Here is a 24,979-nt window from a genome sequence, read left to right on the forward strand (position 1 = left end):
ATTTCCATTTATTTTTCCATCTATATTACCTAATACCCAATACCATCCATCATTTAGATTTAAGATATCATGTCCTTTTTCGTATAGATATGATGCTTTTGCAACATAGAATTCCCACCATCCTGCAGTCCAGTAAGATATTATTATATCTTTATCAAATTCACCATATTCATCATTATTGTCATAGTAAATTCCATCATTGAAGCACATAGGTCTCATTCCTGCATCTTTTATAATTTTTGATATATCATTTACATATGATACAAATTTAGGATACATTCCTGTTCCCTGTAATCTACTCCAACCATTATAATATCCATCTTTAGATGAATCTATATCATTAGCATATTCATCACAACCAAAGTTGAATACTTTGCTATATTTAGAGAAATATGTAACATATTTTTTAACTAATTCTTTATTGAATTCTACAGCTTCTTTATTGTTTAAATCTATTGTTCTTGTTGATTTTTTACCTTTATAACTGTATTGAGAATTATTTATACCTAAAACTGTCATAGCATTTAAAATACCATCCATATGTCCTGGAGAGTTTATTACTGGTATTATACCTATATTTAAACTCTTAGCATATGATAATATTTCATTCATTTCAGCTTCTGTTAAACAATCTCCATTAGGATCTTTATAGTACTGATTGTTACCTCTTGTTATAGCACTTTTTACATTTTCACTTGTATATGTTTTTTCATTTGCAGAAATTGTCATATCATCTAAAACAAAACGTAATCCATCATTTCCTAATATTAATTGTACATCTGTGTATCCATTTTCAGATGCTTTTTTTATAATTTTCATTAATTGTTCTTTTGAGAAATATTTTCTACCTGCATCTATTGAAAATACAGCTGATTTTTTCTTTTTATTTGTTTCTACTTTTAAATTAGATACTGCTTTTGTTATATCATTTGCCATAGCGTTTACTTTTGATTGATCTTCTAATCTTTCTCCATAAACAACATTTGCTAAAGCTTTCTTTAAGTTAAATATACTTTCTTCTGTATATTTTGATAAATCTTTTGGTAATTTTGTTTTAGCATTTTCTACAACATCGTAATTTGCCTTACGATAAATATATTCTGGATTCTCTTGTGCAAATAATTTCATTAAATCTTTTACAACTTTTGAATCATAAGTTGCTTTAGGTTCATCTGCCCATGTACAAGCCATACTTCCTACTATAGGTAATTTTTCATCTTCAGAAGTTCCAACAACTCTTGTGAATTTATTTTTCTTCATTCCATCAGTTGCCATGGCAGAACCATACCACCAACCTTCTCCATTACGTCCAACAACATAATACCAGTTATCATTAGTATTTAATATTTTATAACCTTTTTCAACTAGATATTTAGCTGGAGCTGGAGTATATCTTTCAAAACCTGGTGTCCAATAAGCAACAGTAATATCTTTATCTACAGTACCATTTTCTTCATCTTTATTATAATATACACCATCATTAAAACATATTGGTTTCATATTGTTAGATTTTACTATAGATGATATTTCATTTATATAATTTATAAAATCATCATATAATCCTTCTTCCTGAAGAACTAAGAAACCTGATTTTTTACTTGGTCCATGATAAGTTGCATCATTTGCATATTCATCTGCACCAAAGTTGAAATATTCTACTTTTCCATTAAAATATTTAGCATATTTTTCAACTAAAGCTTTTGTAAATCCAACAGCTTCTTTATTTGCTAAGTCCATAGTTGTTTTTGAAGTAGTTCCTTGATAATCAAATTTTACATCTTCTATACCTAAACCTTCCATTGTGTTTAGTATAGCATCCATATGACCTGGACTACTTACAACTGGAATTATTTTAACATTTTTTGCTTTTGCATATGATAAAATTGATTCCATATCTCTCTGATTTAAAACTGTACCATTTGGATCATCATAATATTTTTTTGTCCCATTTTCTATTGCATTTTTAACATCTTTACTTGCATATGTTTTCCCATTTGCAGAAATTGTCATATCATCTAATACTAATCTTAATCCATCATTACCAAATAATAACTGAACATGCGTAAACCCTGTTTCATTTGCAGTGTCTATTATCTCTTTTATTTGATTAACAGAGAAAAATTTTCTACCTGCATCTATTGAATAAACACTCATTTCTGTTTTGTTTGTTTTTGCTGCAGAAACATTAGCCATTCCGAATGAAGCCGGAGTTACCATAGTCATACAAGCAACTAACGTCGATATAATTAGTTTCTTAAATCCTTTCATATAACCCTCCTAAGGTTTTAATTAATTTTGGTGTATAATTTAAATTTTTATTTAAACTACATTTTACATATTAGTAAATATCATTATTTTTATTTATTTGTATAATTTTTTTATACTAATGAAAATGCTTTCTGTATTTTTATGTATTTTTTGAAAAAAAATACTGCCATAGAACGTCTTTGAAAAGACGTTCATATGACAATAATTTTATTTAAATTACATTACAGTATTATTTACAAAGTTTTTTAAATTCATCAGCTACGAACTGAACTTTTGTACCTATTATAACCTGTACAGAAGTTTTTCCTGGTCTTATTACACCAGCAGCTCCTGAAGTTTTTATTTTAGCTTCATCTACTTTTGAACTATCTTTAACTTCTAATCTTAATCTTGTTATACAGTTATCTATAGATGTTACGTTTTCTGCTCCACCTAATCCTTCTAATATAACCTGAGCCATAGCTGTAAAATCATTGTTGTCAAGTACTATAGCTTTTTCAGCTTCTACAGTATCTTCTTCTCTACCTGGAGTAGCTAAGTTAAATTTAACTATTACGAATCTGAATACTACATAGTATATAACACCAACAACTAATCCTATTGGGATTAAGTATAATGGGTTTAATGCTAAAGGAGCTTTAAAACTTAATACCCAGTCAACTAATCCTGCTGAGAAGTTAAATCCTGCTCTAACTGGTAATGCTGCACAAACAGCCATTGATACACCTGTTAATAAAGCATGAACTACATATAATGCTGGAGCTAAGAACATGAATGAGAATTCAAGAGGTTCTGTAACACCTGTGAAGAATGAACTTACTGCTGCTGCTAATAATAAACCATAAACAGCTTTTTTCTTTTTATCTTTTGCAGTGTGATACATTGCTAAAGCACCTGCTGGTAATCCGAACATCATAACTGGGAAGAATCCTGTCATGTACATACCAGTTACACCTTTAACTCCTGTTCCACCCCAGAAGTTACCGATATCATTTATACCTGCAACATCGAACCAGAATACTGAGTTAAGAGCATGGTGTAATCCAGTTGGTATAAGAAGTCTGTTGAAGAATCCGTATATACCTGCACCTATTCCACCTAAAGATATTATTCCTTCACCGAATGAAACTAGAGCATTGTAAACTGCTGGCCATACGAAGAATAATATTAAAGCTGCTATCATTGAGCAAGCTGCTGTAACTATTGCAACACATCTTTTTCCACTGAAGAAAGATAATGCATCAGGTAATTTAGTACCTTTGAATTTATTATAGCAAGATGCACCTATAAGACCAGCTAATATACCTATAAACTGAGTCTGTGTTTTAGTAAATGCTGCTGCAACCTGTTCTTCAGGTATTCCTTTGAACATAGCAACTACTGCTGGAGAAAGTAAAGTTGTTATCATTAACCAAGATACTAATCCTGCAAGTCCTGCTGTACCATCATTATCATCTGCCATACCAACAGCTACACCTATTGCAAATAGTATACCCATATTATCTATAAGTGCACTACCACCTTTTAATAAGAATGCTGCTACTATGTTATTTGCACCCCAACCACTAGGGTCTATCCAATAACCGACACCCATTAATATACTGGCAACCGGTAAACAAGCAACTGGTAACATTAATGATTTACCAAGTTTCTGTAAATATTTCATCATGAGAAATATTCTCCTTTCATAAAAAATTTTATTATTTCAGCTCTATTTTTGAGCAAAATAGACAATTTAAAATTATTTTCTACCCATTTTTATTATTTCTTCACCTAATTCAACTGGGCCATATTTTATAGCTTCAACTGATTCAAAATTATCTGGGTTACAAACAAGAACTGGACTTGTTATATCATAACCAGCTTCTTTTATTTTTTCTGCTTCAAATTCAACTAATAAATCTCCTACTTTTACCTTTTGACCAACTTCTACATAACTTGTAAAATGTTCTCCCTGTAAATTAACAGTATCAAGACCTATATGTATTAAAAGTTCTGCTCCATCTTCTGTTAATATAGAAACTGCATGTTTTGTTGGGAACATTATAGTTATTTCTCCATTAGCTGGAGCTAAAACTTTTCCTTCAGTTGGTTTTATACCAACACCTTTTCCTAACATACCACTTGCAAAAGTTTGATCATTTACTTCTTCTATTGGTATTATTTCTCCTTTTATTGGAGAAACAAGTTTTATTGAATTGTCTTTTTTTCCGAATAATTTTTTAAACATCATTACACCTCTAATAACTTTCTAATTTTCATCATCTATACTAGATACTCGTCTTATATGCACTGTCAGATATACAAGCTCTTCATTTGATATCTTCTGATTATATTGTTTTTCTATATAATCCCTTATTTTTAGTGCGCACCTATATTCTTCAGGATATTTTGTTGCTATAATTTCAGCAAATACATCGTCAGAATCTTTTAACATCTCACCCATAAATATCCTTTGTGAAAGGAATTTCAAATGTGTAATAAGTCTAGAATAATGTAAGCTTTCTTCATCTAATTGTATATTGAAAGTATCTGTTACTATTTTTAATATATCTCCTATGAGAGTTGTTATTTTTAAAGCATCATTCATCTCTGTATTATACTCAGCATTTACTATATGTAGAGCAATATTCGCAGCTTCATCTTCACCCATATCTACATTTAATTTTTCTTTTATTAAATTTACTGCATATTCGCCGATAATATATTCAGGATTATAAAAATGTTTAACTTCCCATAGTAGTGGATTACTAAATTTCATACCATGCTTAAATCTATACACTGAAAAATTTATATGATCAGTAAGTGTTATATATATATTTTGGTTTAACCTTTTCCCAAGCGTACGTTTAGCATAGTTTATTATGTCATTTGACACTTTAAAATGTTCTATTGGTAGTTCTTCAATCAGACGCTTAAATTTATCTATAGCAGATTTACCATTCATCGTGAATACCTTTTCTACTTTATCAGCATCAATCTGATCTCCTTCTTTTGCTTTAAAGCCTATTCCCTTTCCCATGATAATAATCTCTTTATTTTTATCATTATATGAGCATACAAAGTTATTATTTATTACTTTTGTAACTTTCATCATAAATCCTTACCTTTCTTAATATAATACTAATCATTAATTTATATTATATCGTAAATAAACTAGATTATCACAAGAAATAAAAAAAAGACCAAATATATACAATATACCTATAATAATACTATAGTATATTATAAAATTCGATCTTGCCTGCTCAACCAGTAACACTCCAAATTGTCTTATCCATTTTTTACTGTATATAGGATAACATTTTCCATTTTTTTTGTCAATACTATTTATTAATTTTTTCTTTTTTATACTAAATTATAATATTTTACTTTTATTTTTTTATCCTTTTTAAAAATATTTTTTAAATCTATCTATTTCTGATATAAAATCATTCACAGTTTCTATAAATAAATTTACTATTATTTGAGAATTAAATTTTACAACTTCATTTTTTATCATTTCAAACTTATAATTTTTATTAACACCTATTCCTTGACTCATATTTTTCCCTAGACACTTTTCAGAATAGCTATCATTTCTTTTATATATCATTTCTAAAAATAAATCTCTCTCTATCTCGTTGTTTATGTATATTTTTTCGTCTAAATCTATAACTATACTAGTGAATGTGTCTTTTCCAGTGTGTATAGATGCACTGTATTTTAATCCTCTATATCTGTTTATTGTAGATATCATTATTCTTTTATTGCTTATTCTAAATCCACAGTTTTCAACACCATATTGATTTAATATATCTACTATTTTTTCAGCCATTAGCTGTTCTTCATCAAGTTCTAAATTTTCTTTTTTAAAATTTATTTTCTCTAACATAGTATTTCACCTCTATTTTTATTATAAAAAAAATCTGTAGCATTTACTACAGACTTTTTATTGTATTAAAAATAAGTTTCCTATAAATTAAATTTTTTAAAATCATATTTTTAATTTATTGCTTTTATTTTTTTATATTTATATCCATACTACCTGATCTAAATCCCTCTAAATCTAATGTAATATAGTCATATCCAATTTTTTTTAGATTCTTAATAACTTCTTCTTTTCTTTCTAAAAGTAATGTCATTTCATTTTTATCTATCTCTATTCTCGCAATATTATCATGTACACGTATTCTTATATTATAAAATCCATTATCTCTAAACCATTTTTCTGCATCTTCTACTTTTCGTATTTTTTCATAATCTAATTTTGTTCCATATGGAAACCTAGTTGCCATACAAGGTGTCGAAGGTCTATTTGAAACCGATATACCATATTCTTTTGCTAACTTTCTAACTTCTTCTTTTGTAAAATTAGAATCTGCTAATGGACTTTTTATTCCAAGTTCTTTTATAGCTTTTATTCCTGGTCTATAAACATGTAAGTCATCTTCATTTGTTCCTTCTACAATTATTTTTACATCTAAATCTAAAGCTAATTTTTTTAGTTTTTCAAAGATACTTTTTTTACAAAGATAGCATCTATCAATCGGATTATCTTCAATTCCAGCTTCTTTAAGTTCATCGATACCTATAACTATATGTTCAGCACCCATTTCTTTTGCAACTTTCTTAGAAATTTCTAAGTCCTTCATAGGATGTATTTTTGTATGTATTGTAACTGCATATATTTTTTTACCAGTTTTTTTCATAGCTTCTGAAAATAATTTTAAAAGTAAACTACTATCTACTCCACCAGAAAATGCTAATACAACATCATTTTGAGATAAATCTTCTATTTTTTTATATATTTTTTCTTTTTTTTCTTCATAATTCATGATACTATTTGCACTCCTCAATGATTTGACGATATACTTCTTGCCATGTTTTTCCTGTTTCTTTACATATTTTTGCTATATTGTCATGTTCTGGATATATTCTTTCACCCGATTTTAATTTACATACTTTAACTTGAACATCTCCCATAGAAGTTTTTCTTGTTTCTAGTCGTCTTTCTAGTATTTTTCTTTCCATACGCTGAATTCTTATACCTATACTAGTTGTTTCTTCAAATATAATCTGTTGTAATTCTTCCATTTTATCTTCTTTGCATATTACATTTAATTGATAAGCAGGTCTATTTTTTTTCATAAAAACAGGCATATAATGAACATCTCTAGCTCCTGCTTCTATTAACCTTTGCATTGTATATCCTAATGCTTCTCCTGTACAGTCATCTATATTTGTTTCCATTTTTATAATTTCATCTTTTTCTATTTCATTATCATCTTCTTCAATTATCATGGCTCTTAGTATACTTGCTTTTTCATAGTTTCTTTTTCCTGCACCAATACCAGTTTTTAACACTTTAAATTTTTTAGGAAGATTTTTTTCAGTACAAATAGCAGCTGCTATTGCTGCACCTGTAGGTGTTACAAACTCACCTTTTATACCAGTTATATTGAGTGTTATATTTTCTTCATTTACTATATTTAAAACTGCTGGTACTGGAATTGGAAGTACTCCATGCTGACATCTTACTGTTCCAACACCTTCATAAAGTGCTGGAATTATAACTTCTTTTACTCCTAGATTATCTATACAAACAGCTGCTGATACTACATCTACAATTGAATCTACTGCACCAACTTCATGAAAATGTACTTCTGTTTTTGGTTTTCCATGTGCTTTTGCTTCAGCATTTGCTATTATGTCAAATATTTTTATTGCTATTTTTTTTGCATTTTCTGTAATATCACTATTATTTATTATTTCATTTATCTCTATTAATCCAACATGGTGATGAGTGTGAGAATGGTCATGATGATGATTTTCATTGTGACTGTGGTCATGATGATGACCTTCATGATGGTTATGGTCGTGATGTTCATGATGGTCATGGTCGTGATGTTCATGATTAGTATTATCATGTCCATGTAAATATTCCATATCACTATCATGATTATCATCTTTTAAAATGACAGAAAAATCATATGCATCTAATCCAGATTTTGAAACTCTATTTGTTTCAATTCTAAATTGTCCTTTTATTGTTTCAAGACTATTTAATGATTTTTTTAATACTTCTAAATCTGCTCCTAAGTCTAAAAGTGATGCAACAAACATATCTCCACTAATTCCTGCATAACATTCTAAATATAATTTTTCTTTATTCATGATTACATTCTCCTAGTCTATTAATTTGTGATGCTATATATCCTGCTCCATATCCATTGTCAATATTTACTGTTGCTATTCCATTTGCACAAGAATTTATCATTGTTAATAATGCAGAAATTCCATTCATGCTTGCTCCATAACCTACAGATGTTGGAACTGCTATAACAGGTTTATCAACAAGACCGCCTATAACACTTGCAAGTGCTCCTTCCATACCTGCTACTGCTATAACACAATTTGCACTTTGAACTACATCTACTCTTGATAAAAGTCTATGTAAGCCACTTACTCCTACATCGTATATTCTTTCAACTTTATTACCAAAAAATTCTGCTGTTTGTGCTGCTTCTTCAGCAACTGCTATATCTGCAGTTCCTGCTGTACAAACAGCTATTTTACCTATGTGTTTTTTATCTTTTTTTTCTATTTTTAAAATTTTTGAAAGAGGATCATATTCCACTTCTGGAATTTTCGATTTCACTAATTCTGCTTGTTCTTTAGATGCTCTTGTTCCTAAAACCTCTCCTTCAGCTTGATAAAGTCTTTCATATATTTTTACTAAATGTTCATCTGCTTTTCCACTACAAAATACAACTTCTGAACACCCTGAGCGAACTTTTCTATGTGTGTCTAATTTTGCATATCCCAACTCTTCAAATGGCTGTTTTCTAAAAAATTTTTCAGCTTCTTCTATAGAAATTTCCCCATTTTTTACTTTTCTTAATATTTCATTTGTATCCATATTAATACCTCCGATTTATTTCCCTCAAATCAATTATTCTTGTACATACTTTTTTTGCTAATTCCATATTATGTGTTACAATTATCATTCCATAATTTTTTTCTTTAGCTATTTCTAATAATACATTCCATATCTGAGCTTGTGAAATAACATCTAACATAGTAGTGATTTCATCACAAATAAGAAATTTTGTTTCTGGTGCTAATACTCTAGCAATGCAAAATCTCTGTAATTCTCCTCCAGAAAGCTCTTTAGGCCATCTTTTTAGCCAATCTTTTTCTATCCCAAATTTTGATAACATTTCATCATCAGGATTCCATGATTCTTTTAATATCTTTTCCATTTTCCATCTTGGATTTACAGATAATTCTGGATGTTGATGAATCATCTGTATAGGACAAAATCCTCTCTTTTTAATTGGTTTTCCATCAATTAAAACTTCTCCTTCTGTAGGATTTTCATATCCTGCAATAATTTTAGATAATGTACTTTTCCCATATCCAGATGGTCCTACTATTCCTACTCTCTCTCCTGAATCTATATTTAAATTTATATTTTTTAAAATCCATGGAGATTTTTCTGAATATCTAAAACTTATATTTTTTAAATTAAGTTGCATTGACACACCTAACCTTTCCACCCCTAAGATCTCTCATAGGAATTTCTCCATAGCATTTTTCACTTACGTTTGGGCATCTACTTGCAAAAAGACATCCTTTAGGTAGTTCTCCTGCATATGGTTGCTTTCCATCTATAGGTTTAAATTCATTTTGAGGTAATGCAGATATAAAAGCCTTACTATACGGATGTCTAAGTGCATCCTTTCCTTTTATAAAATCTTCTGTTGATGCTATTTCAACTATAGTTCCTGCATAAAATACAGCTATTTTATCAGCAACGTTTAAAGCTAAATCTACATCATGTGTAATCAATAATACTCCCGCTCCATTATCAGCTATTTCTCTAAAATGTTTTAGTGTATCCATTGCCATATCTATACTAAGTCCTGGTGTTGGTTCATCAGCAACTATAAGTTTAGGTGTTTCCATAACAGCCGATGAAACCAATACTCTTCTTGCCATTCCTCCTGAAAGTTGGAATGGGTACATATCTTCTACACTTTTATCTAATTTATATTTTTCAAATAATTCTTCTTGCCTTTCTTTTGTTGAATATACACCTTGAGCTTGTTTTCCTACTTTCATAACAGGATCTAAATAGTCTATTGATTGAGGAATAAACACTATTTTTCTTCCTAACACTTCTTTTCTTTTATCATCAGTTAATTTTTCACCTTGATAAAAAATTTCGCCTTTAGTATTGGCATTTTTAGGCAATAATCCCAAAACAGCATGTGCAAGCAAACTTTTCCCAGATCCACTAGATCCTACTACTGCTACTATTTCTTTTTCATTAACTTCTAAAGATAGCGAATGTACTACTTCTAAATCTTCTTTTTTAAAAAAACCTTTGTACATATTAAAAGATACTACTAGATCATCTACCTTTAAAATATTTTTATCTTCCATTTTTATTCTCCTTATTCATTTGCACTTCCAGGATTTAAAAGTTTCTTTAAATTTTCTCCAATAACATCAAATAATATTACTGCTATTAGAAGCATTAATCCTGGGAAAAGTGCAAGCCACCATTTTCCAGTTGCTATATGCTTCATTGCCTCTGATAAAATTACACCTATTGCAGGCATTTCTGATGGCATACCAAATCCAAGAAATGTAATTGAAGCTTCATGCATAATTGCATGTGGAAATAATAATACTAATCCTATTAAATATGCTGGTATTACATGGGGAAGTATATGTTTTATTGCTACTTCTGTTTTTGATTTTCCCATTTTGTATGCAGCTTTTACATATTGAGCTGAACGAATCTGCATAACTTCTGCACGCACAATTCTTGTAAGTGCTGGCCAATGTGTAAGTGCTACTGCTATAGTAACACCTTTTACTCCTTTTCCCAACATAAATGAAATTAGCATTAATAGCACTAAATGTGGCAATCCCATACATAAATCGACACACCAATTTACAAATTTATCTACCCAACCTCCAAATACTGCTGAAACAGTACCTGCAATAAGAGCTATAATAGAACTAACTACAGATGCTAATACTCCTATAATTAAACTATTTGATAAACCTTTTATTGTTCTATGAAACATATCTCTCCCTATAAAATCCGTTCCAAAGATATGTTTAATGCTTGGAGCTAAAAATTTATCTGCATAATTTGCACTATAGCAAGATGGATTCATAAATAACCCCCATATAAAAATACCTAATAAATATACAATTGCTATTATTACTAAAATAAGAACTGTCATTCTCCTATTCCAAACTTTATCATTATTCACGGTTATCCACCTCTCTTATTTTAGGATCAAATACGCCATATAAAATATTTGCAATTAGATTTCCTACAAAAACAAATATGGCACTAAATACTGCTATTCCTAAAAGTAGAGGAACATCTGCATTCATTGCTGCTATAGTTGTTTCACTACCAATTCCTGGATAAGCAAAAATTGTTTCAGCAAGAGCCATTCCACCAAATAATTCATTAAAAGATGCAAATTGAACTGTAATTGCTGGAAGTGAAACATTTCTTAAAATATGTCTTGTTATAAGTTGGTGCTTATTTTCACCTCTTGCTTTTGCATATAATATAAAATCACTATTCATTATTTCTATTACTTTTTGTCTTGTATAAAGTACAACTTCACTTATACTAACAAGAGTTAATGTTAGTACTGGTAAAATCAAATGATGTATCTTATTCCATATGGTAACCTCTGATGATAGTTTTCCTACTGGTACAGCCATACCTATAGGGAACCATCCTAATTGAACTGCAAATATTGATAAAATAAGCAATCCTACCCAAAATACAGGAGCTGATTTCATCAATAGACAAAATACTTTCAATACTTTGTCAAAAATTCCTCCTTCTCTCATTCCACTAATTATACCTAGTATAAAACCAAAAATTCCAGAAAGAAGCCAAGATAATGCCATAAGGACTATTGAATAAGAGAATCTAGTTTTTATTATTTCCATTACAGGTTTTTTATATGTTATTGAAGTTCCTAGATCTCCTCTTATTGCATGTTCTCCCCATGTCATAAATCGCTGATAAGGAGGGGAATTTAAATCCCACTCCTCAGCGATTTCTTGTTTGGCTTCTTCTGAAATAGTAGAGTTTGTTCCGATATATGAAACTAATGGATCTATAGGAGATTTTATTATCAATAAGAATGCTATTATACTTACTGCAACTAATAAAAGTAACATTCTTATACATTCACCTATCACTCTTTTCCAACTTTTCATAATTCTTCTCCAATTTATTTCATTTTCCAATCTGCTATATTACATATAACTGGTGTTCCATGTCCATGTGGATGTGGAATTTGTGTATCTAATGATATGTCTAAATTATCATTTACAAAATAACAATGTTCAATGTTAACTATAAATAAATTTGTATAATCTTTTTCTGCAAGTTTCTGAACTTCTTTCCAAGATTCTATTGCTTCTTCTTGATTATTAGAAGATATAGCTTCTTGTATTTTTGAATCTACTTCTGGGTTGCTGTATCCTGCTGAATTATCGTATCCGCCTGTTAAGAATAAATCAGATTTAAATAATGAAGATAAAACAGTTGGTGAATATTGACCCCAACCCCATATAACTGCTTCTGTATTTTGTAATGTTACTATTTCATCCCATGTAGCAGTTTTCACTTTTATATCAATACCTAAATCTTTAGCATTTTCTGCTACTGCAACACATAAATTATAACGATCTGTATCTCCAGCAGATGCATATAAATCAAATGTACATTTTTGACCATCTTTTTCGCGTATTCCTGTTTCTTTTGATACTTTCCATCCCGCATCATCTAAAAGTTTTTTTGCTTCTTCTACTTTATTATCTTCATATGTATCTGTGCTAGCCCAAACAAGATTATCTGTGAAATTGACAGAAGGAACACCTATACCATCTGAAGAATTTTCTATTATCTTTTTACGGTCTATACCTATAGAAAGCGCTTTTCTTACAGCTATATCAGAAGTAACATTGTTACCAACCTTAACCATTTTTCCTTCTGAATTCTTTTCTTCACTTACTTTTCTTACAGGAAGACTTATATTACGCACATCCATTGTTTCTAATTTTTCTAAATGCATATTAGATATTTTTTCATCTGCATAGTTTGTTCCAACCATAACAAGATCTAAATCTCCTGCTTTAGCTGCTGCAAATGCTGAATCTGGTTCCATATTTACTATAGTAACTTTATCTATCTCTGGTTTTTTGCCAAAATAGTTTTCATTTTCATTTAGTATAATCTGCTGATTACTATCATATTGAGCAACTTTATATGCACCAGTTCCTATTGGCTGTGTATCAAATGTTTTGCTATCATATGCATCTGATGGAACTATTTGAAGTAATGCTGTTGTATCTAAAAATGGAGAATATGGTTTTGATAATTTAAATTCAACAGTATCATCATCAATCGCTTTTACTGAATCAAGATATGTTAAATCTACATTTTCATTATCAGCTTGATTTTTCTTTACTGTTTCATATGTAAATACAACATCTTCTGCATTAAATTCACTTCCATCACTAAATTTAACATCTTTATTTAAATCGAATGTATATGTTAAAGAATCATCGCTTACTTTCCAATCTTTAGCTAAATCTCCAACATATTTTGAATCACTATTAACCTTTAAAAGTGCATTATTTATAAAAGGATATCCATATGAAAATCCACCTTTTATTGGATCTAATGTTTCATCAAATATTGATGTCCCTATATATATTTTTATTCCGTCCTCTTTTGAAGCTACTTTGTCATCTTTGCCACATCCTGTAGCTAACATTGGTACTGTCATTGCTAAGCATAATATGCCTACAATTTTTTTCTTCATATTTTTCATATTTTCCTCTCTTTCATTGCAAAAAAAAAGCATAAAGACTGTCCTTCTGGATTGTCATATGCCTTCTGACACTTTATAGTAATATTAAAATATGCTTTTATATGCTTTAATTTTTAATAAATTAAATTTTATTTTATTATTGTAAGCTTCATGCCATTATTTCAATTTTTTATTTTAATTCTTTCTAGCAATTAAAATATTTTTTTAATTCTTCTACTACTGAAGAAATGAAAAAGCTAGGTTTTTTATTTTCTATTCCAACAATAATATTATTGCAATGGTTCATTGGAATTAAAAGTTTTTCAGCATTACTTTGTCCTATAGCTTCAGACATTTTTGGAGTTATTTCTCCATACATAGAATCTGCTATAACTATCCCAATTGGACCTATTATAATTTCTGCTTTTCTACATGCTACTATAACAGCATTTTCTCCTGTAGCTGCATGATCTGCTCCTGCTTTTAACATATTTGTTGTTGCAGTTGAGTTAGTTCCTACCGCTGTTATAACTGCTTTTGGAAAATTCTTTTTTATTTCTATTATTAGTTGTTTTCCTATACCGCCACCTTGAGCATCAATGATTAATACTTTCATTTATATTCCTCACTTTTATTAAAATTTTTTATAATACCACATAAGGATAGCAGAAATTTTTTATGCTTGCAAGTATCAGTAAATCATACCGATAATTAAATAATCATCGGTATGATTCCCAACACTTAAAAGTTAAATAATTATTTAACTTTTTTATTTAAATTTTTAATACTTCTGTATTATTAATTAGCAGATTTCTTTCCTTTTAAGAAAGATAATTGTGTCTCAGCTATTATTATGGCTAAGAACATTAGTGTAAATCCTAATATTGACTGTGGAGTAAATGTTTCACCGAAGAATACTGCTCCAAATACTAATCCGAATATATTTTCGAAACTTAGTATTATAGAAACACTTGTTGGATCTTCTGTTTTCTGTGCAATTGTCTGTAGTAAGAAACATATACCTGAACAAACAATACCAAGATATAATATTCCACCTATTGCTGGTAAATTCCATTGTATAGAACCTGGATCTTCCATTGTTAATGTGAATATCCAAGCTAAAATTGCACATACAACAAACTCAAGTATTGTTATAAGTACTGGATCTTTATCATTACCCCATTTAGCAATAGCTATTATCTGTGCTGCCCAGAATACTGAACTTGCTATAGATATACTATCTCCATAGCTTATACTAAAGCTTCCTACTAAAGAAACTAGTATTATACCTACTGCACACATTACAGCTGCTACTATGTGATAAATTTTAGGTCTTTCTTTTAATATTATCCATCCTAAGAATGGTACGAATACACAGTATGCTGATGATAAGAAATGACTCTTACCTGGCATTTCTAACATAACTCCTAGAGTTTGAGTAAAATATGCCATAAATAAGCATACACCTATAAAAATACCACTTTTTATGTATTCTTTATCAATTTGTTTTAATTTCTTTATATTTACTAATCCTAAAACTAATGCCGCAATTGTAAAACGCCATGCAAGAAGAGAACCAGCTGGAAGTGTATCTGTTGATCCTTTTATAACAACCATAGAGCTTCCCCATGCAACAGCTACAAATAGTAAGGCTAACTTACCTTTACTAAACATACTACTTTTTTTCATAACTACCTCACTATAACTACCTTATTAATTTATCGTATTAAAATTTATTCCATTACTCCAACGCCTTTAGCAACACGAGTGATGAAGTCCTGAACGTTAGTTACCATAGTTGTTGCAGCTAAACTTCCTCTATCTAAAAGTTTATTTACAACAAACTCATCAGCATCTATTGTATATAGATAAACTGGTCTTATTGTTCCGTCTTCTAATACACGGAATGAAGGTGTCATGTTACCAACAGCTATTGTATGTAACATTGTTGCAAGACATATAACTGTAGTAGCACCTTTAACTATTCCTCTCATTGCATTAGCTGCTTCATATACATTTCCATAAACTTCTGGAAGTGGTCCGTCATCACGGATTGATCCAGCAAGAACTATTGGAACGTTATTATTTACACAACTACAAATAATTCCATCATTTAAGTTATAATCTTTCATAAACTGTGGTATAGATCCACTTCTTCTTACTTTATTTAATACATCTAGATGATTATAATGTCCGTTTGGCTGAGATTCTTGAGTGTATATATCCTGTCCAAGTGCTGTATGTAATAAAGCTCCTTCTAAGTCATGTGTAGCTAGAGCATTACCAGCTAAAAGACCATGTGCATAACCATTTTCTATAAGTGCTTGCATTGCAGCTCTTGCATTAGCATCAAAAGCAAATGCAGGTCCCATAACCCAAACTATTTTTCCACCATTTTCTTTTTCATGTTTTAATAGTTCGAATAATTTATCATAGTCTCTAGCATATGAAGTTTCACGGCTTCTACCCTGACGGAATACGAACTGATCGTCTAAAGCATCTTTAGCTTCTTCAAATCCATGACAATACATGTATACTCCTTCTTCACATCTTTCTGTTCTTCCTAAAAGAACTTTATCACCTTTTTTGATATTTCTTGATTCTACAACTGATAGAGTTCCATCTTCATTTAAAATTACACATGAATCCATACGGCTTTCTTCTGCAAGCTTCCATTCTCCATCTATTTTGAAGTATTCTGGATACATTGATGTACTGTGGTAATTTTCTGGAACTACTCCATCTTTTTCTGCTTCCTCATATTTAGCATTTGGTGCATTTACAAATATTTCTTCTGAAAAGTCAGGATGTCTATACTTAGGCATTTCAAAAACTGACATAATAATACCTCCTTGATATTTTTTATACATAGGCCTATATCTTGCCTATAATATAACATAAATATTTTTAGATGTAAATATAACAATCATATTTATGATTCCTTATCAAAAATTATGTATTTTTCAGTATTTAGTAGGCAATATTAAATCTTTAACAGCATAAATATTTTTTCATTTTTTGAAAAATAATGTATTAAAATTTGTATTTTTTATCTATTTTTACCCCAAAATTTGTTAAAAAAAGTTTATATGTTAAACGTTATCACATGTATCTAAATATAATAATTTATTAACAAATATATAAATCATCTTTATATTTTTAGTATTATATCGCCTTATTATTTTATATAGTTAAAATATTTTCATTGTTAAAAAATATTTTTTTATTAAATCTTCACTGTATTAATATAAAAAAATAGATAAAATAATTTTTTTAAGCAAAAAACATTTTATCTATTTTTCATTTTCCTAATATATTTATTTAATTATAAAATCATATTTATTATTTAAAACAATATCTAAATTATATATTTCTTTTATATTTTTAACTCAATTTAATTTTTTTTAATTTATTTTTTCTATATTTTTGCTATTTTTTAGATATTTTTTGATTTTTTATAACTTATTTATAACTATTTTTTATACATAATAATTATATTTAGTTATTTTTTGACTTATTTTGACTTTTTTTATTTTCAAAAATTCTATTTATATGAATTTTTTTCTTTTAAATTTATCAAAATTTCATATATAGCACCTTCTTCTATTGCTCTATTTACTGTGCCTGGAGAAAATATTTCTTGTTTTACTATACTTGTTATCATAGCTCTTAATAAATATGGAGAAGATTGTTTTGCTTTTTCTATATATATATCTGAATCCATCTCTATAGAATATAAATCTAATGTATCTATATAGCCTTTATCTACTATTTCAGGAAGATTAACTATATTTATTAATTTTTCTATTTCATTAGACATATCAAATTGATTCATCATGAATAAAGGTATTTTTCTTCCATTATCTTTTTTTATTTTATTTTTAAAATAATCTATCTCTGTAAAAATACTATCATATACTTTTTTTCTTTCATTTCTTCTATACATCAATATATATAAATAATTATTTATACCTTGTTTTAAATCTTCAGTAAGATAGGAAATAGCAAGTTCTTTAGATTTTTCATCTATTCCATAGTATGCTTCTGCTATAGATCCAGATATTGCAGCTATTGTATCTGTATCTCCACCTATAGTAACAGCTTTTATAACAGCATCTTCAAAATCTTCACTTTCAAAAAATGCTGTAAAAGCTTGCATAACAGCTGTTTCACATAAAGCATCTCTTTTCTGTATATCTATATTTTTATAGTAATCAATAGTATTAGAAAGATTATATCCATATTCTCTTTCTATATATTTTTTAATTATACTTTTATCTGTATTATTTCTAGCTAAAAATATTGCACTTGCTATTGCTTGAGCACCTTTTATACCTTCTTTACTATTATGAGTAATTTCTGCTGTTAACCTTGAATATATATCGACTTCATTTAAATTATTTGCCATCCAACCAACAGATGATACTCTCATGGCTGATCCATTACCATAGCTATTGTATGGTATAGGATTCTCTGATAGTATCCAATTTTTAAACATCATTCCATATCCAACATTTATATATTTTCTTCCATATTTTTGCATATTTTTAACTAAAGATGCTTTTATCTCATCAGATGTTTTTCCAAAACTATCAGCTATAGAATCTGCTACTGCTATACTCATAACTGTATCATCTGTAAATAAATATTCTTTATTTAAATCTACTTTTATATTTTCTTGTTTAAATAGTTTATTATACTTTTCTTTTACTTCTTCATATGTAGGAATATCACCTGTAAAGTCATATCCATTTCCCAACATATCACCAATAATTGCTCCTAACATTTTGAATCTCCTTCTAAGTTTCATTATTTTATTATAATTATATCATTTATAGATTTTGTTGTTAAATTTCTAAATATTTAATTTTAAATTTATATTCAAATATAATAATATAATTTTTTTATTATTTATTAATTCATATATAGTTATAGTAGAAAATAAAAAAATGCTGCCTAAAAAGGTCAGCATTTTTTATTTTCTCACATTTAATTGGTGGAGATGAGGGGAGTCGAACCCCTGTCCGAAAGCTCTTTCCCCGCTGCATCTACGTGTGTAGTTGTCTCTTTATTTATCTCGCATCAAGTATAACCGAGCAACAGGTGATACTATCAACCAGCCTCAATAAGTCCACTTTTAGTCAAGGCACCCAAAAAGTAGTTCCCTGCATAGATGATGTCCAGTCTTAACCGGCAGGAGGGCTAAGAGGGACAAGCTGCAATTAGGCAGCTAATGCGTAATTATCGTTTGCGTTTATTTTAAATTCCCCAGTTTTTACGTGACCCAGAGTAACACGACACGCAGCCTCAGGTGCTAAACCCCCGTCGAAACCTTTACACCCCCGTGTAAAAATTATAATTTAGACTACTTAAACAAACTTCCTTACACATATCAATATATTAAGTAATATTATTTTGTAGTTAATTATATTATACCACTAATATAAAAAAACTCAAATAATTAATATTTACCAGTCATTTCTCTTTCTATACGTCTTTTAGCATCTTTTTTCGCTAAATCTTGACGTTTATCGTATAATTTTTTACCTTTAGCTAAAGCTATCTCTACTTTAACTCTTCCATTTTTCAAATACATACTAAGAGGTACTAAAGAATATCCTTTAACTGTAGTAGCACCAATTAATTTTCTTATCTCATGTTTATGAAGAAGTAATTTTCTAACTCTAAGAGGATCAACATTGAATATATTTCCTTGTTCGTATGGACTTATGTGTACTTGTTTCATAAAAACTTCTCCATTATCAACAGAACAATAACCTTCTTTTAAATTTACTCTTCCCCGTCTAATAGATTTAACTTCTGTTCCTTTTAACTCTATTCCACATTCGTAAGTTTCTTCTATAAAGAATTCATGTCTAGCTTTTTTATTTGTTGCAAGCACTTTTACTCCTGCCATTTCCTCTCACCTTCTTCATAAAGTATTTTATAATTTCTTAGACTAGATTATACTATATCATAACAAAAAAAACATGTCAATTAATTATATTTATCTATTTTAAAATTATTATTAATCTTATATTTATAATAATTTTAAGTTTTAATTATATAAATAAAAATAAATTTAATATTTATCTTTATTTAGAATATGAAATATAATATAATTAAAACATAAATATTTATATAATATGAATATTTAGAATTTTTATATAATAGTTGTATCATAAAATTTATAGCTATTTTAGAGAGGGGCTAAATTATATGGATTTAAAAGATAAAATAACTGTAATTGAATCGTTAAGCGATGGAGAATCTACTTTTGAAGTTTTAGAATTTAATAATCTTGATGGTGCGACAGATCCTAGTATGGCTATGGCTATATATTTCGCAAAACAAGCTGGTCTAAAATCCAGAATAGTAAGAATAAAAATGAATAATTCTTCTATAAAAACAGAAGCGGGTGCTCTTTATTATTCAAAAGGGCAATTTACTTCTGATGCTAAAATTGGTGGTGTTGGAGGATTTTTCAAAAAAGGAATATCTGGAGCTCTAACTAGTGAATCATTGGTTAAACCTTCTTATAAAGGAACAGGTGAAATATATCTAGAACCATCATTTAAACATTATTTTATGATTCAATTAAATAATGAATCTATTGTTGTTGATAAAGGAGTTTTCTACTGTTGCTCTAATTCATTAGAATTAAAAGCTTTTTCTCAAAAAAATGTATCTTCAGCTGTTTTAGGTGGTGATGGTATATTCCAATTACAAATATCTGGAACTGGTGTTTTAGTACTTGAATTACCTATACCTAAAAATGAAATAGTTGAATATGAATTAGATGGTACTGAAGAATTAAAAGTTGACGGAGATTTTTCATTTGCTAGAACTGAAACAGTTAACTTTAGTGTTACTAAATCTCAAAAATCATTATTTAAATCTGCAATGAGCGGTGAAGGTTTCCTTAATACTTATACTGGTACTGGAAAAGTTTGGTTAGCTCCTACATCATCTATTTATAAAGATTTATCTTTTGGTTTTATGCCTGATAATTCAAATATGAATAATGGAGAACTTGATTAATTCTAAAAATATATACAATATTATAGTATTTAATATACTTTCTTATCAAAAAGTGACACCAATAAAATTAGGTGTTCTTCATACAATAAAAAGATGTGAATAATTTTCACATCTTTTTTATTTATACTTTATAATCTGTATCGCTCTTTCACTTTATCTTATATATATTCTGTATTATATATCTTTTTTATTATATTCTTTAATAAGAAGTATATTTATTATAAAAACTTTATCTTTTTACTACTTTAATTAAAGTATTTTCTAATATATAATATAGTTGTTATTTTACAAATTTTATATGAAAGGATGATTTTATGAATATCAATAAAGATGACTTTAAAGATAGTTTTAAAGCTTCTCTGCCTATATTTATCGCTTATATACCAATAGGTCTTGTAGGTGGAATACTTTTAAAGGCTTCCGGGGTAAATATTTTCTTTATTTTTCTTATGTCTCTACTTGTTTTTAGTGGTAGTGCACAGTATATAGCTGCATCTATGATATCATATGGTGCTCCAATATCTTCTATAATAATGACTACTCTTATAATAAATTTAAGACATTTCCTTATGAGTTCTAATCTAAATATGGTAATAAAAAATAAAAGTCCAAAATATATTATTCCATTTGGTCTTGGTTTGACAGATGAAACATTTGCTGTAAATTATGAAAAATATATTTCTGGAAGATGGTCTGATACAAAGGCTATACTTGTAAATTATATGTGTTTATTCATTTGGCTTGCTAGTTTTGTCGCCGGTTCTTTTTTAGGAAATTTTATAAGTATTGATACTTATATCTCAGGATTTATAATAACTGCTTTATTTACAACTATGATAATAAATGCTATTAAAAATCCTGTATATATTTTAGTTGCAATTATATCAATAATATCATTTATTATTCTTTATAACTTAACTAAAAGTAGTTTAATTATTGTAATTTCTCCTATTATTGCATGTTGTTTTGGACTTATTATTGAAAAAATTCTTAATAATTCTAAAAAGAAAGGAGATTTTTTAAATGAATAATACATCATTGTTTTTATTATGTATTGGAATGGGTATTGTTACATACATTCCTAGAGTTTTGCCATTACTTCTTTTTGGAAATAAAGAATTACCAAATTGGTTGAAAGAAGCTTTAAAATTTGTTCCTGTTGCTATGCTTAGTGCTCTTGTAGCTAAAGATGTATTTTTTAAAGATGATTTATTATTTTTAAGTTTTACGAATCCTAAAATATTAGCTCTTATAGTTGTAATTATTGTTGCAGCTAAATTTAAATCAATACTTCATTCTCTTGTATTTGGTGTTGGTGCTATATTATTATTTTCATATTTTTTATAATTTAGGTTAAAAATATGAAAAAGAGATGCAATATTAAAATTTATTAATTTTGCATCTCTTTTTATTTTTATAAATATTTAATTAAGTTTTGAAAGTATCTTAAAATCTATTTCTTTTCTATCTATATCTACATTTACTACTTTTATTCTTACTGGATCTCCAACTCTATACATTTTTTTAGTTCTTTCTCCAAGTACACAGAAATTTTCTTCATCATAATTGTAATAATCATCATTCATATCTGATAATCTTGCCAATCCTTCTACACTGCTTGGTAATTCAACAAAAATACCAAAATTTGTAATACTAGATACAGTTCCTTCGTACTCTCTTCCTATTCTTTTTTCCATATATACTGCTTTATAATAATCATCTACTTCTCTTTCCGCAAGATCTGCAGCTCTTTCTTGTTCTGATGAATGATCTGAAATATAAGATACAACTGTATCAAAATGAGCCTTTGCTTTTTTATCCATTCTTCCATTTATAGTTTCTTTTATTATCCTATGTATTTGAAGGTCAGGATATCTTCTTATTGGAGATGTAAAGTGACAATAATATTTTGATGCTAATCCAAAATGACCTTCACAAGATGGAGAATATCTTGCCTGTCTTAATGATCTAAGCATAATTGCACTTATAGCACTCTCTTCTGGTTTTCCTGATATTTTTTTAAGTACATTTTGTAATGCTTTTGGATGAACTTCTTCATCTTTGCCATTATTTATTTTATATCCAAAACTTGATACAAATCTTCCTAATGTTTCTATTTTTTCTTCAGATGGATTTTCATGAATTCTATACACAAAAGGTGTTGTTAACCAATAAAAATGTTCTGCTACAGTTTCATTTGTTACTAGCATAAACTCTTCTATCATTTTATTTGCTATTCTTCTTTCATACGGTTCTATGTCTACAGGTATTCCTTCTGAGTCTAAAACTATTTTAGATTCTGGGAAATTAAAATCTATAGCACCTCTATTATCTCTTTTTTTCATAAGTATTCTAGCAAGTTCTTCTGCGACTTTAAAATCGTTTAATAAATCAGAAAATGTATTACATAATTTTTCATCTTCTTTTTCTAGAATATCTGATACTTCTGTATATGTCATTCTAGCTTTCGATCTTATTACTGTTTCTTTTATATCATGGTCTACAACTGTTCCCTGTTTATTTATTTCCATAAGAACTGATAATGCTAATTTATCTTCTCCCCGATTTAAACTGCATACTCCATTAGATAATTCTTTAGGCAACATAGGTATAACTTTATCTACTAAATATACAGAAGTTGCTCTTTTTACAGCTTCTTTATCTATTTTACTTCCTTCTTTTACATAATTAGTTACATCTGCTATATGAACTCCTAATTTATAGTTTCCATTTTTTAGTTTTTCTACTGAAATAGCATCATCTAAATCTTTTGCATCATCACCATCTATTGTAAATATATCTAAATCCCTTAAATCTAATCTATTTTTAAATTCTTCTTCTGTAGGCGCTGTTATCTGTTCTGCTTCTCTTTGGACTTTTTTAGGAAAATCATCTGGTAAATTATTAGCCCTTACTATAGAATCTATTTCTACATACCTATCTCCTTTTTTACCTATCACTTCTGTTATTATTCCTTCTGGTTTCTTTCCTGGTCTTGGATATAAAGTTATTTTAGATACAACTTTATCTCCTGTATTTGCTCCATTAAAGCCTGCTTTTGGAATATAAATATCTTTTGTGAATTTTTTATTATCTGGAACAACAAATCCAAATCTTTTATCGCTTTTTTGGAATGTACCTACTACTTCAGTAACTTCTCTTTTTACTATTTTTAAAATTTTACCTTCTGCTCTTCTTTCATCTGTTGCTTCTTTTATAATTTCTGCTACAACTCTATCCCCATGCATAGCCGTTTCTATATAGTCTGCTGGTATAAATAAATCTTTTTCAAATTCTTCATCAGATTCTACGAATCCAAATCCTTTTTCATGTGCAACAAACTTACCTACAAAAAGACCAGCTTGAGATGCTGACATAATTTTATTTTTTTTAGTTTTAACTAAATATCCATCTTCTTCTAATTCATCTATAAAATTATAAAACATTGGTCTTTCTGATTTATGTATATCAAATATTTTAGCTAACTCTTCAACTTTTAATGGTGAATATCCTGGTTCATTTATTAATCCTATTAAATATTCTTTTAATCCTGGTAGCATAAAGGTTACCTCCTTTTAACCAATTTATGTTGTTTATTAATTATATACTTATTAACTGTTTACTCTATTATACACCTTATAAGGTATATTAAACCAAATCTATATTAATTTATTATATTTTATTTATTATTTAAAAAATACTGCTGACATCAAAAGACATACAGCAGTATTTATAAACTTCAAAATTAAATTTAACTTTAAAATCTTTTAGTCTAACAATGGCCGGTTGTAGACTATTTTGTAACTACAATTAATGCT

22 protein-coding genes and 1 other RNA gene are annotated in these 24,979 nt (G+C 28.3%); 3 read left to right on the forward strand and 20 right to left on the reverse strand.

The features are described 5' to 3' along the window. The 19 genes from Q1J78_RS05515 to smpB form a co-directional block, all read right to left on the reverse strand. Positions 1-2,268 (reverse strand): beta-N-acetylhexosaminidase (locus Q1J78_RS05515; protein WP_300276887.1); only part of this gene is annotated, 2,268 nt, incomplete at its 3' end. 229 nt (positions 2,269-2,497) lie between these two features. Next, complete coding sequence (gene nagE, locus Q1J78_RS05520; protein ID WP_300276889.1) at positions 2,498-3,937, reverse strand: N-acetylglucosamine-specific PTS transporter subunit IIBC; 1,440 nt, start codon at positions 3,935-3,937, stop codon at positions 2,498-2,500. 72 nt (positions 3,938-4,009) lie between these two features. Then, complete coding sequence (locus Q1J78_RS05525) at positions 4,010-4,498, reverse strand: PTS sugar transporter subunit IIA (protein WP_300276891.1); 489 nt, start codon at positions 4,496-4,498, stop codon at positions 4,010-4,012. Positions 4,499-4,519: 21 nt separating this feature from the next. Further along, positions 4,520-5,362: a BglG family transcription antiterminator LicT gene (gene licT, locus Q1J78_RS05530; RefSeq protein WP_300276922.1), complete on the reverse strand. Its 843-nt coding sequence runs from the start codon at positions 5,360-5,362 to the stop codon at positions 4,520-4,522. 297 nt (positions 5,363-5,659) lie between these two features. Next, a complete protein-coding gene (locus Q1J78_RS05535) occupies positions 5,660-6,142 on the reverse strand; it encodes a hypothetical protein (RefSeq protein WP_300276893.1) in 483 nt (160 codons plus the stop codon). A 124-nt stretch (positions 6,143-6,266) separates the two neighbouring features. Then, entirely contained in the window at positions 6,267-7,085 is an 819-nt protein-coding gene (gene larE / locus Q1J78_RS05540) for an ATP-dependent sacrificial sulfur transferase LarE (RefSeq protein WP_330683277.1), read from the reverse strand. A 4-nt stretch (positions 7,086-7,089) separates the two neighbouring features. Then, on the reverse strand, positions 7,090-8,424 hold the full coding sequence (gene larC, locus Q1J78_RS05545; protein WP_300276895.1) for a nickel pincer cofactor biosynthesis protein LarC: 1,335 nt from the start codon (positions 8,422-8,424) through the stop codon (positions 7,090-7,092). Then, on the reverse strand, positions 8,417-9,169 hold the full coding sequence (gene larB / locus Q1J78_RS05550) for a nickel pincer cofactor biosynthesis protein LarB (protein WP_300276897.1): 753 nt from the start codon (positions 9,167-9,169) through the stop codon (positions 8,417-8,419). Before larB ends, larC begins: the two co-directional genes overlap by 8 nt. Before the next feature lies 1 nt (position 9,170). Further along, a complete protein-coding gene (locus Q1J78_RS05555) occupies positions 9,171-9,788 on the reverse strand; it encodes an ABC transporter ATP-binding protein (RefSeq protein WP_300276926.1) in 618 nt (205 codons plus the stop codon). After that, positions 9,778-10,698 (reverse strand): ABC transporter ATP-binding protein, encoded by a 921-nt coding sequence (locus Q1J78_RS05560; RefSeq protein WP_300276899.1) that lies wholly within the window; start codon positions 10,696-10,698, stop codon positions 9,778-9,780. The genes Q1J78_RS05555 and Q1J78_RS05560 overlap by 11 nt, the downstream gene beginning before the upstream one ends. An 11-nt stretch (positions 10,699-10,709) precedes the next feature. Beyond that, a complete protein-coding gene (locus Q1J78_RS05565) occupies positions 10,710-11,543 on the reverse strand; it encodes an ABC transporter permease (protein ID WP_330683232.1) in 834 nt (277 codons plus the stop codon). Further along, positions 11,536-12,519 (reverse strand): ABC transporter permease, encoded by a 984-nt coding sequence (locus Q1J78_RS05570; RefSeq protein ID WP_300276901.1) that lies wholly within the window; start codon positions 12,517-12,519, stop codon positions 11,536-11,538. Before Q1J78_RS05570 ends, Q1J78_RS05565 begins: the two co-directional genes overlap by 8 nt. A 14-nt stretch (positions 12,520-12,533) precedes the next feature. Further along, positions 12,534-14,132 carry an ABC transporter substrate-binding protein gene (locus tag Q1J78_RS05575; RefSeq protein WP_300276930.1) on the reverse strand — a complete coding sequence of 533 codons (1,599 nt, stop codon included), beginning with the start codon at positions 14,130-14,132 and terminating at the stop codon, positions 12,534-12,536. Between the two features lie 193 nt (positions 14,133-14,325). Further along, positions 14,326-14,736, reverse strand: a complete 411-nt coding sequence (locus Q1J78_RS05580) for a DUF3842 family protein (RefSeq protein WP_300276903.1) — start codon at positions 14,734-14,736, stop codon at positions 14,326-14,328. Between the two features lie 182 nt (positions 14,737-14,918). Next, positions 14,919-15,809 carry a DMT family transporter gene (locus Q1J78_RS05585; protein ID WP_300276905.1) on the reverse strand — a complete coding sequence of 297 codons (891 nt, stop codon included), beginning with the start codon at positions 15,807-15,809 and terminating at the stop codon, positions 14,919-14,921. Positions 15,810-15,853: 44 nt separating this feature from the next. Further along, positions 15,854-16,960 (reverse strand): putative NPN-dependent ornithine cyclodeaminase, encoded by a 1,107-nt coding sequence (locus Q1J78_RS05590; protein WP_300276907.1) that lies wholly within the window; start codon positions 16,958-16,960, stop codon positions 15,854-15,856. Between the two features lie 704 nt (positions 16,961-17,664). Next, positions 17,665-18,906, reverse strand: coding sequence for an ADP-ribosylglycohydrolase family protein (locus Q1J78_RS05595; RefSeq protein ID WP_300276909.1), 1,242 nt, complete (start codon positions 18,904-18,906; stop codon positions 17,665-17,667). 208 nt (positions 18,907-19,114) lie between these two features. Then, positions 19,115-19,464: a transfer-messenger RNA gene (gene ssrA / locus Q1J78_RS05600) on the reverse strand. A 117-nt stretch (positions 19,465-19,581) separates the two neighbouring features. Further along, on the reverse strand, positions 19,582-20,037 hold the full coding sequence (gene smpB / locus Q1J78_RS05605) for an SsrA-binding protein SmpB (RefSeq protein WP_118549326.1): 456 nt from the start codon (positions 20,035-20,037) through the stop codon (positions 19,582-19,584). A 302-nt stretch (positions 20,038-20,339) separates the two neighbouring features. Here smpB and Q1J78_RS05610 point away from each other — a divergent pair, with 302 nt between their 5' ends. The 3 genes from Q1J78_RS05610 to Q1J78_RS05620 all read left to right on the forward strand — a co-directional run bounded on the left by Q1J78_RS05610 (position 20,340) and on the right by Q1J78_RS05620 (position 22,508). Then, positions 20,340-21,161: an AIM24 family protein gene (locus Q1J78_RS05610; RefSeq protein WP_300276914.1), complete on the forward strand. Its 822-nt coding sequence runs from the start codon at positions 20,340-20,342 to the stop codon at positions 21,159-21,161. A gap of 314 nt (positions 21,162-21,475) precedes the next feature. Next, entirely contained in the window at positions 21,476-22,192 is a 717-nt protein-coding gene (locus tag Q1J78_RS05615; RefSeq protein ID WP_300276916.1) for an AzlC family ABC transporter permease, read from the forward strand. Then, on the forward strand, positions 22,185-22,508 hold the full coding sequence (locus Q1J78_RS05620) for an AzlD domain-containing protein (protein WP_300276918.1): 324 nt from the start codon (positions 22,185-22,187) through the stop codon (positions 22,506-22,508). Before Q1J78_RS05615 ends, Q1J78_RS05620 begins: the two co-directional genes overlap by 8 nt. A 77-nt stretch (positions 22,509-22,585) precedes the next feature. Here the strand turns inward: Q1J78_RS05620 and rnr are convergent, their stop codons facing one another. Further along, positions 22,586-24,721, reverse strand: coding sequence for a ribonuclease R (gene rnr / locus Q1J78_RS05625; protein ID WP_300276920.1), 2,136 nt, complete (start codon positions 24,719-24,721; stop codon positions 22,586-22,588). Positions 24,722-24,979: the final 258 nt, after the last annotated feature.

Source organism: Peptacetobacter sp., assembly GCF_029264495.1.
Lineage (GTDB): Bacteria > Bacillota > Clostridia > Peptostreptococcales > Peptostreptococcaceae > Peptacetobacter.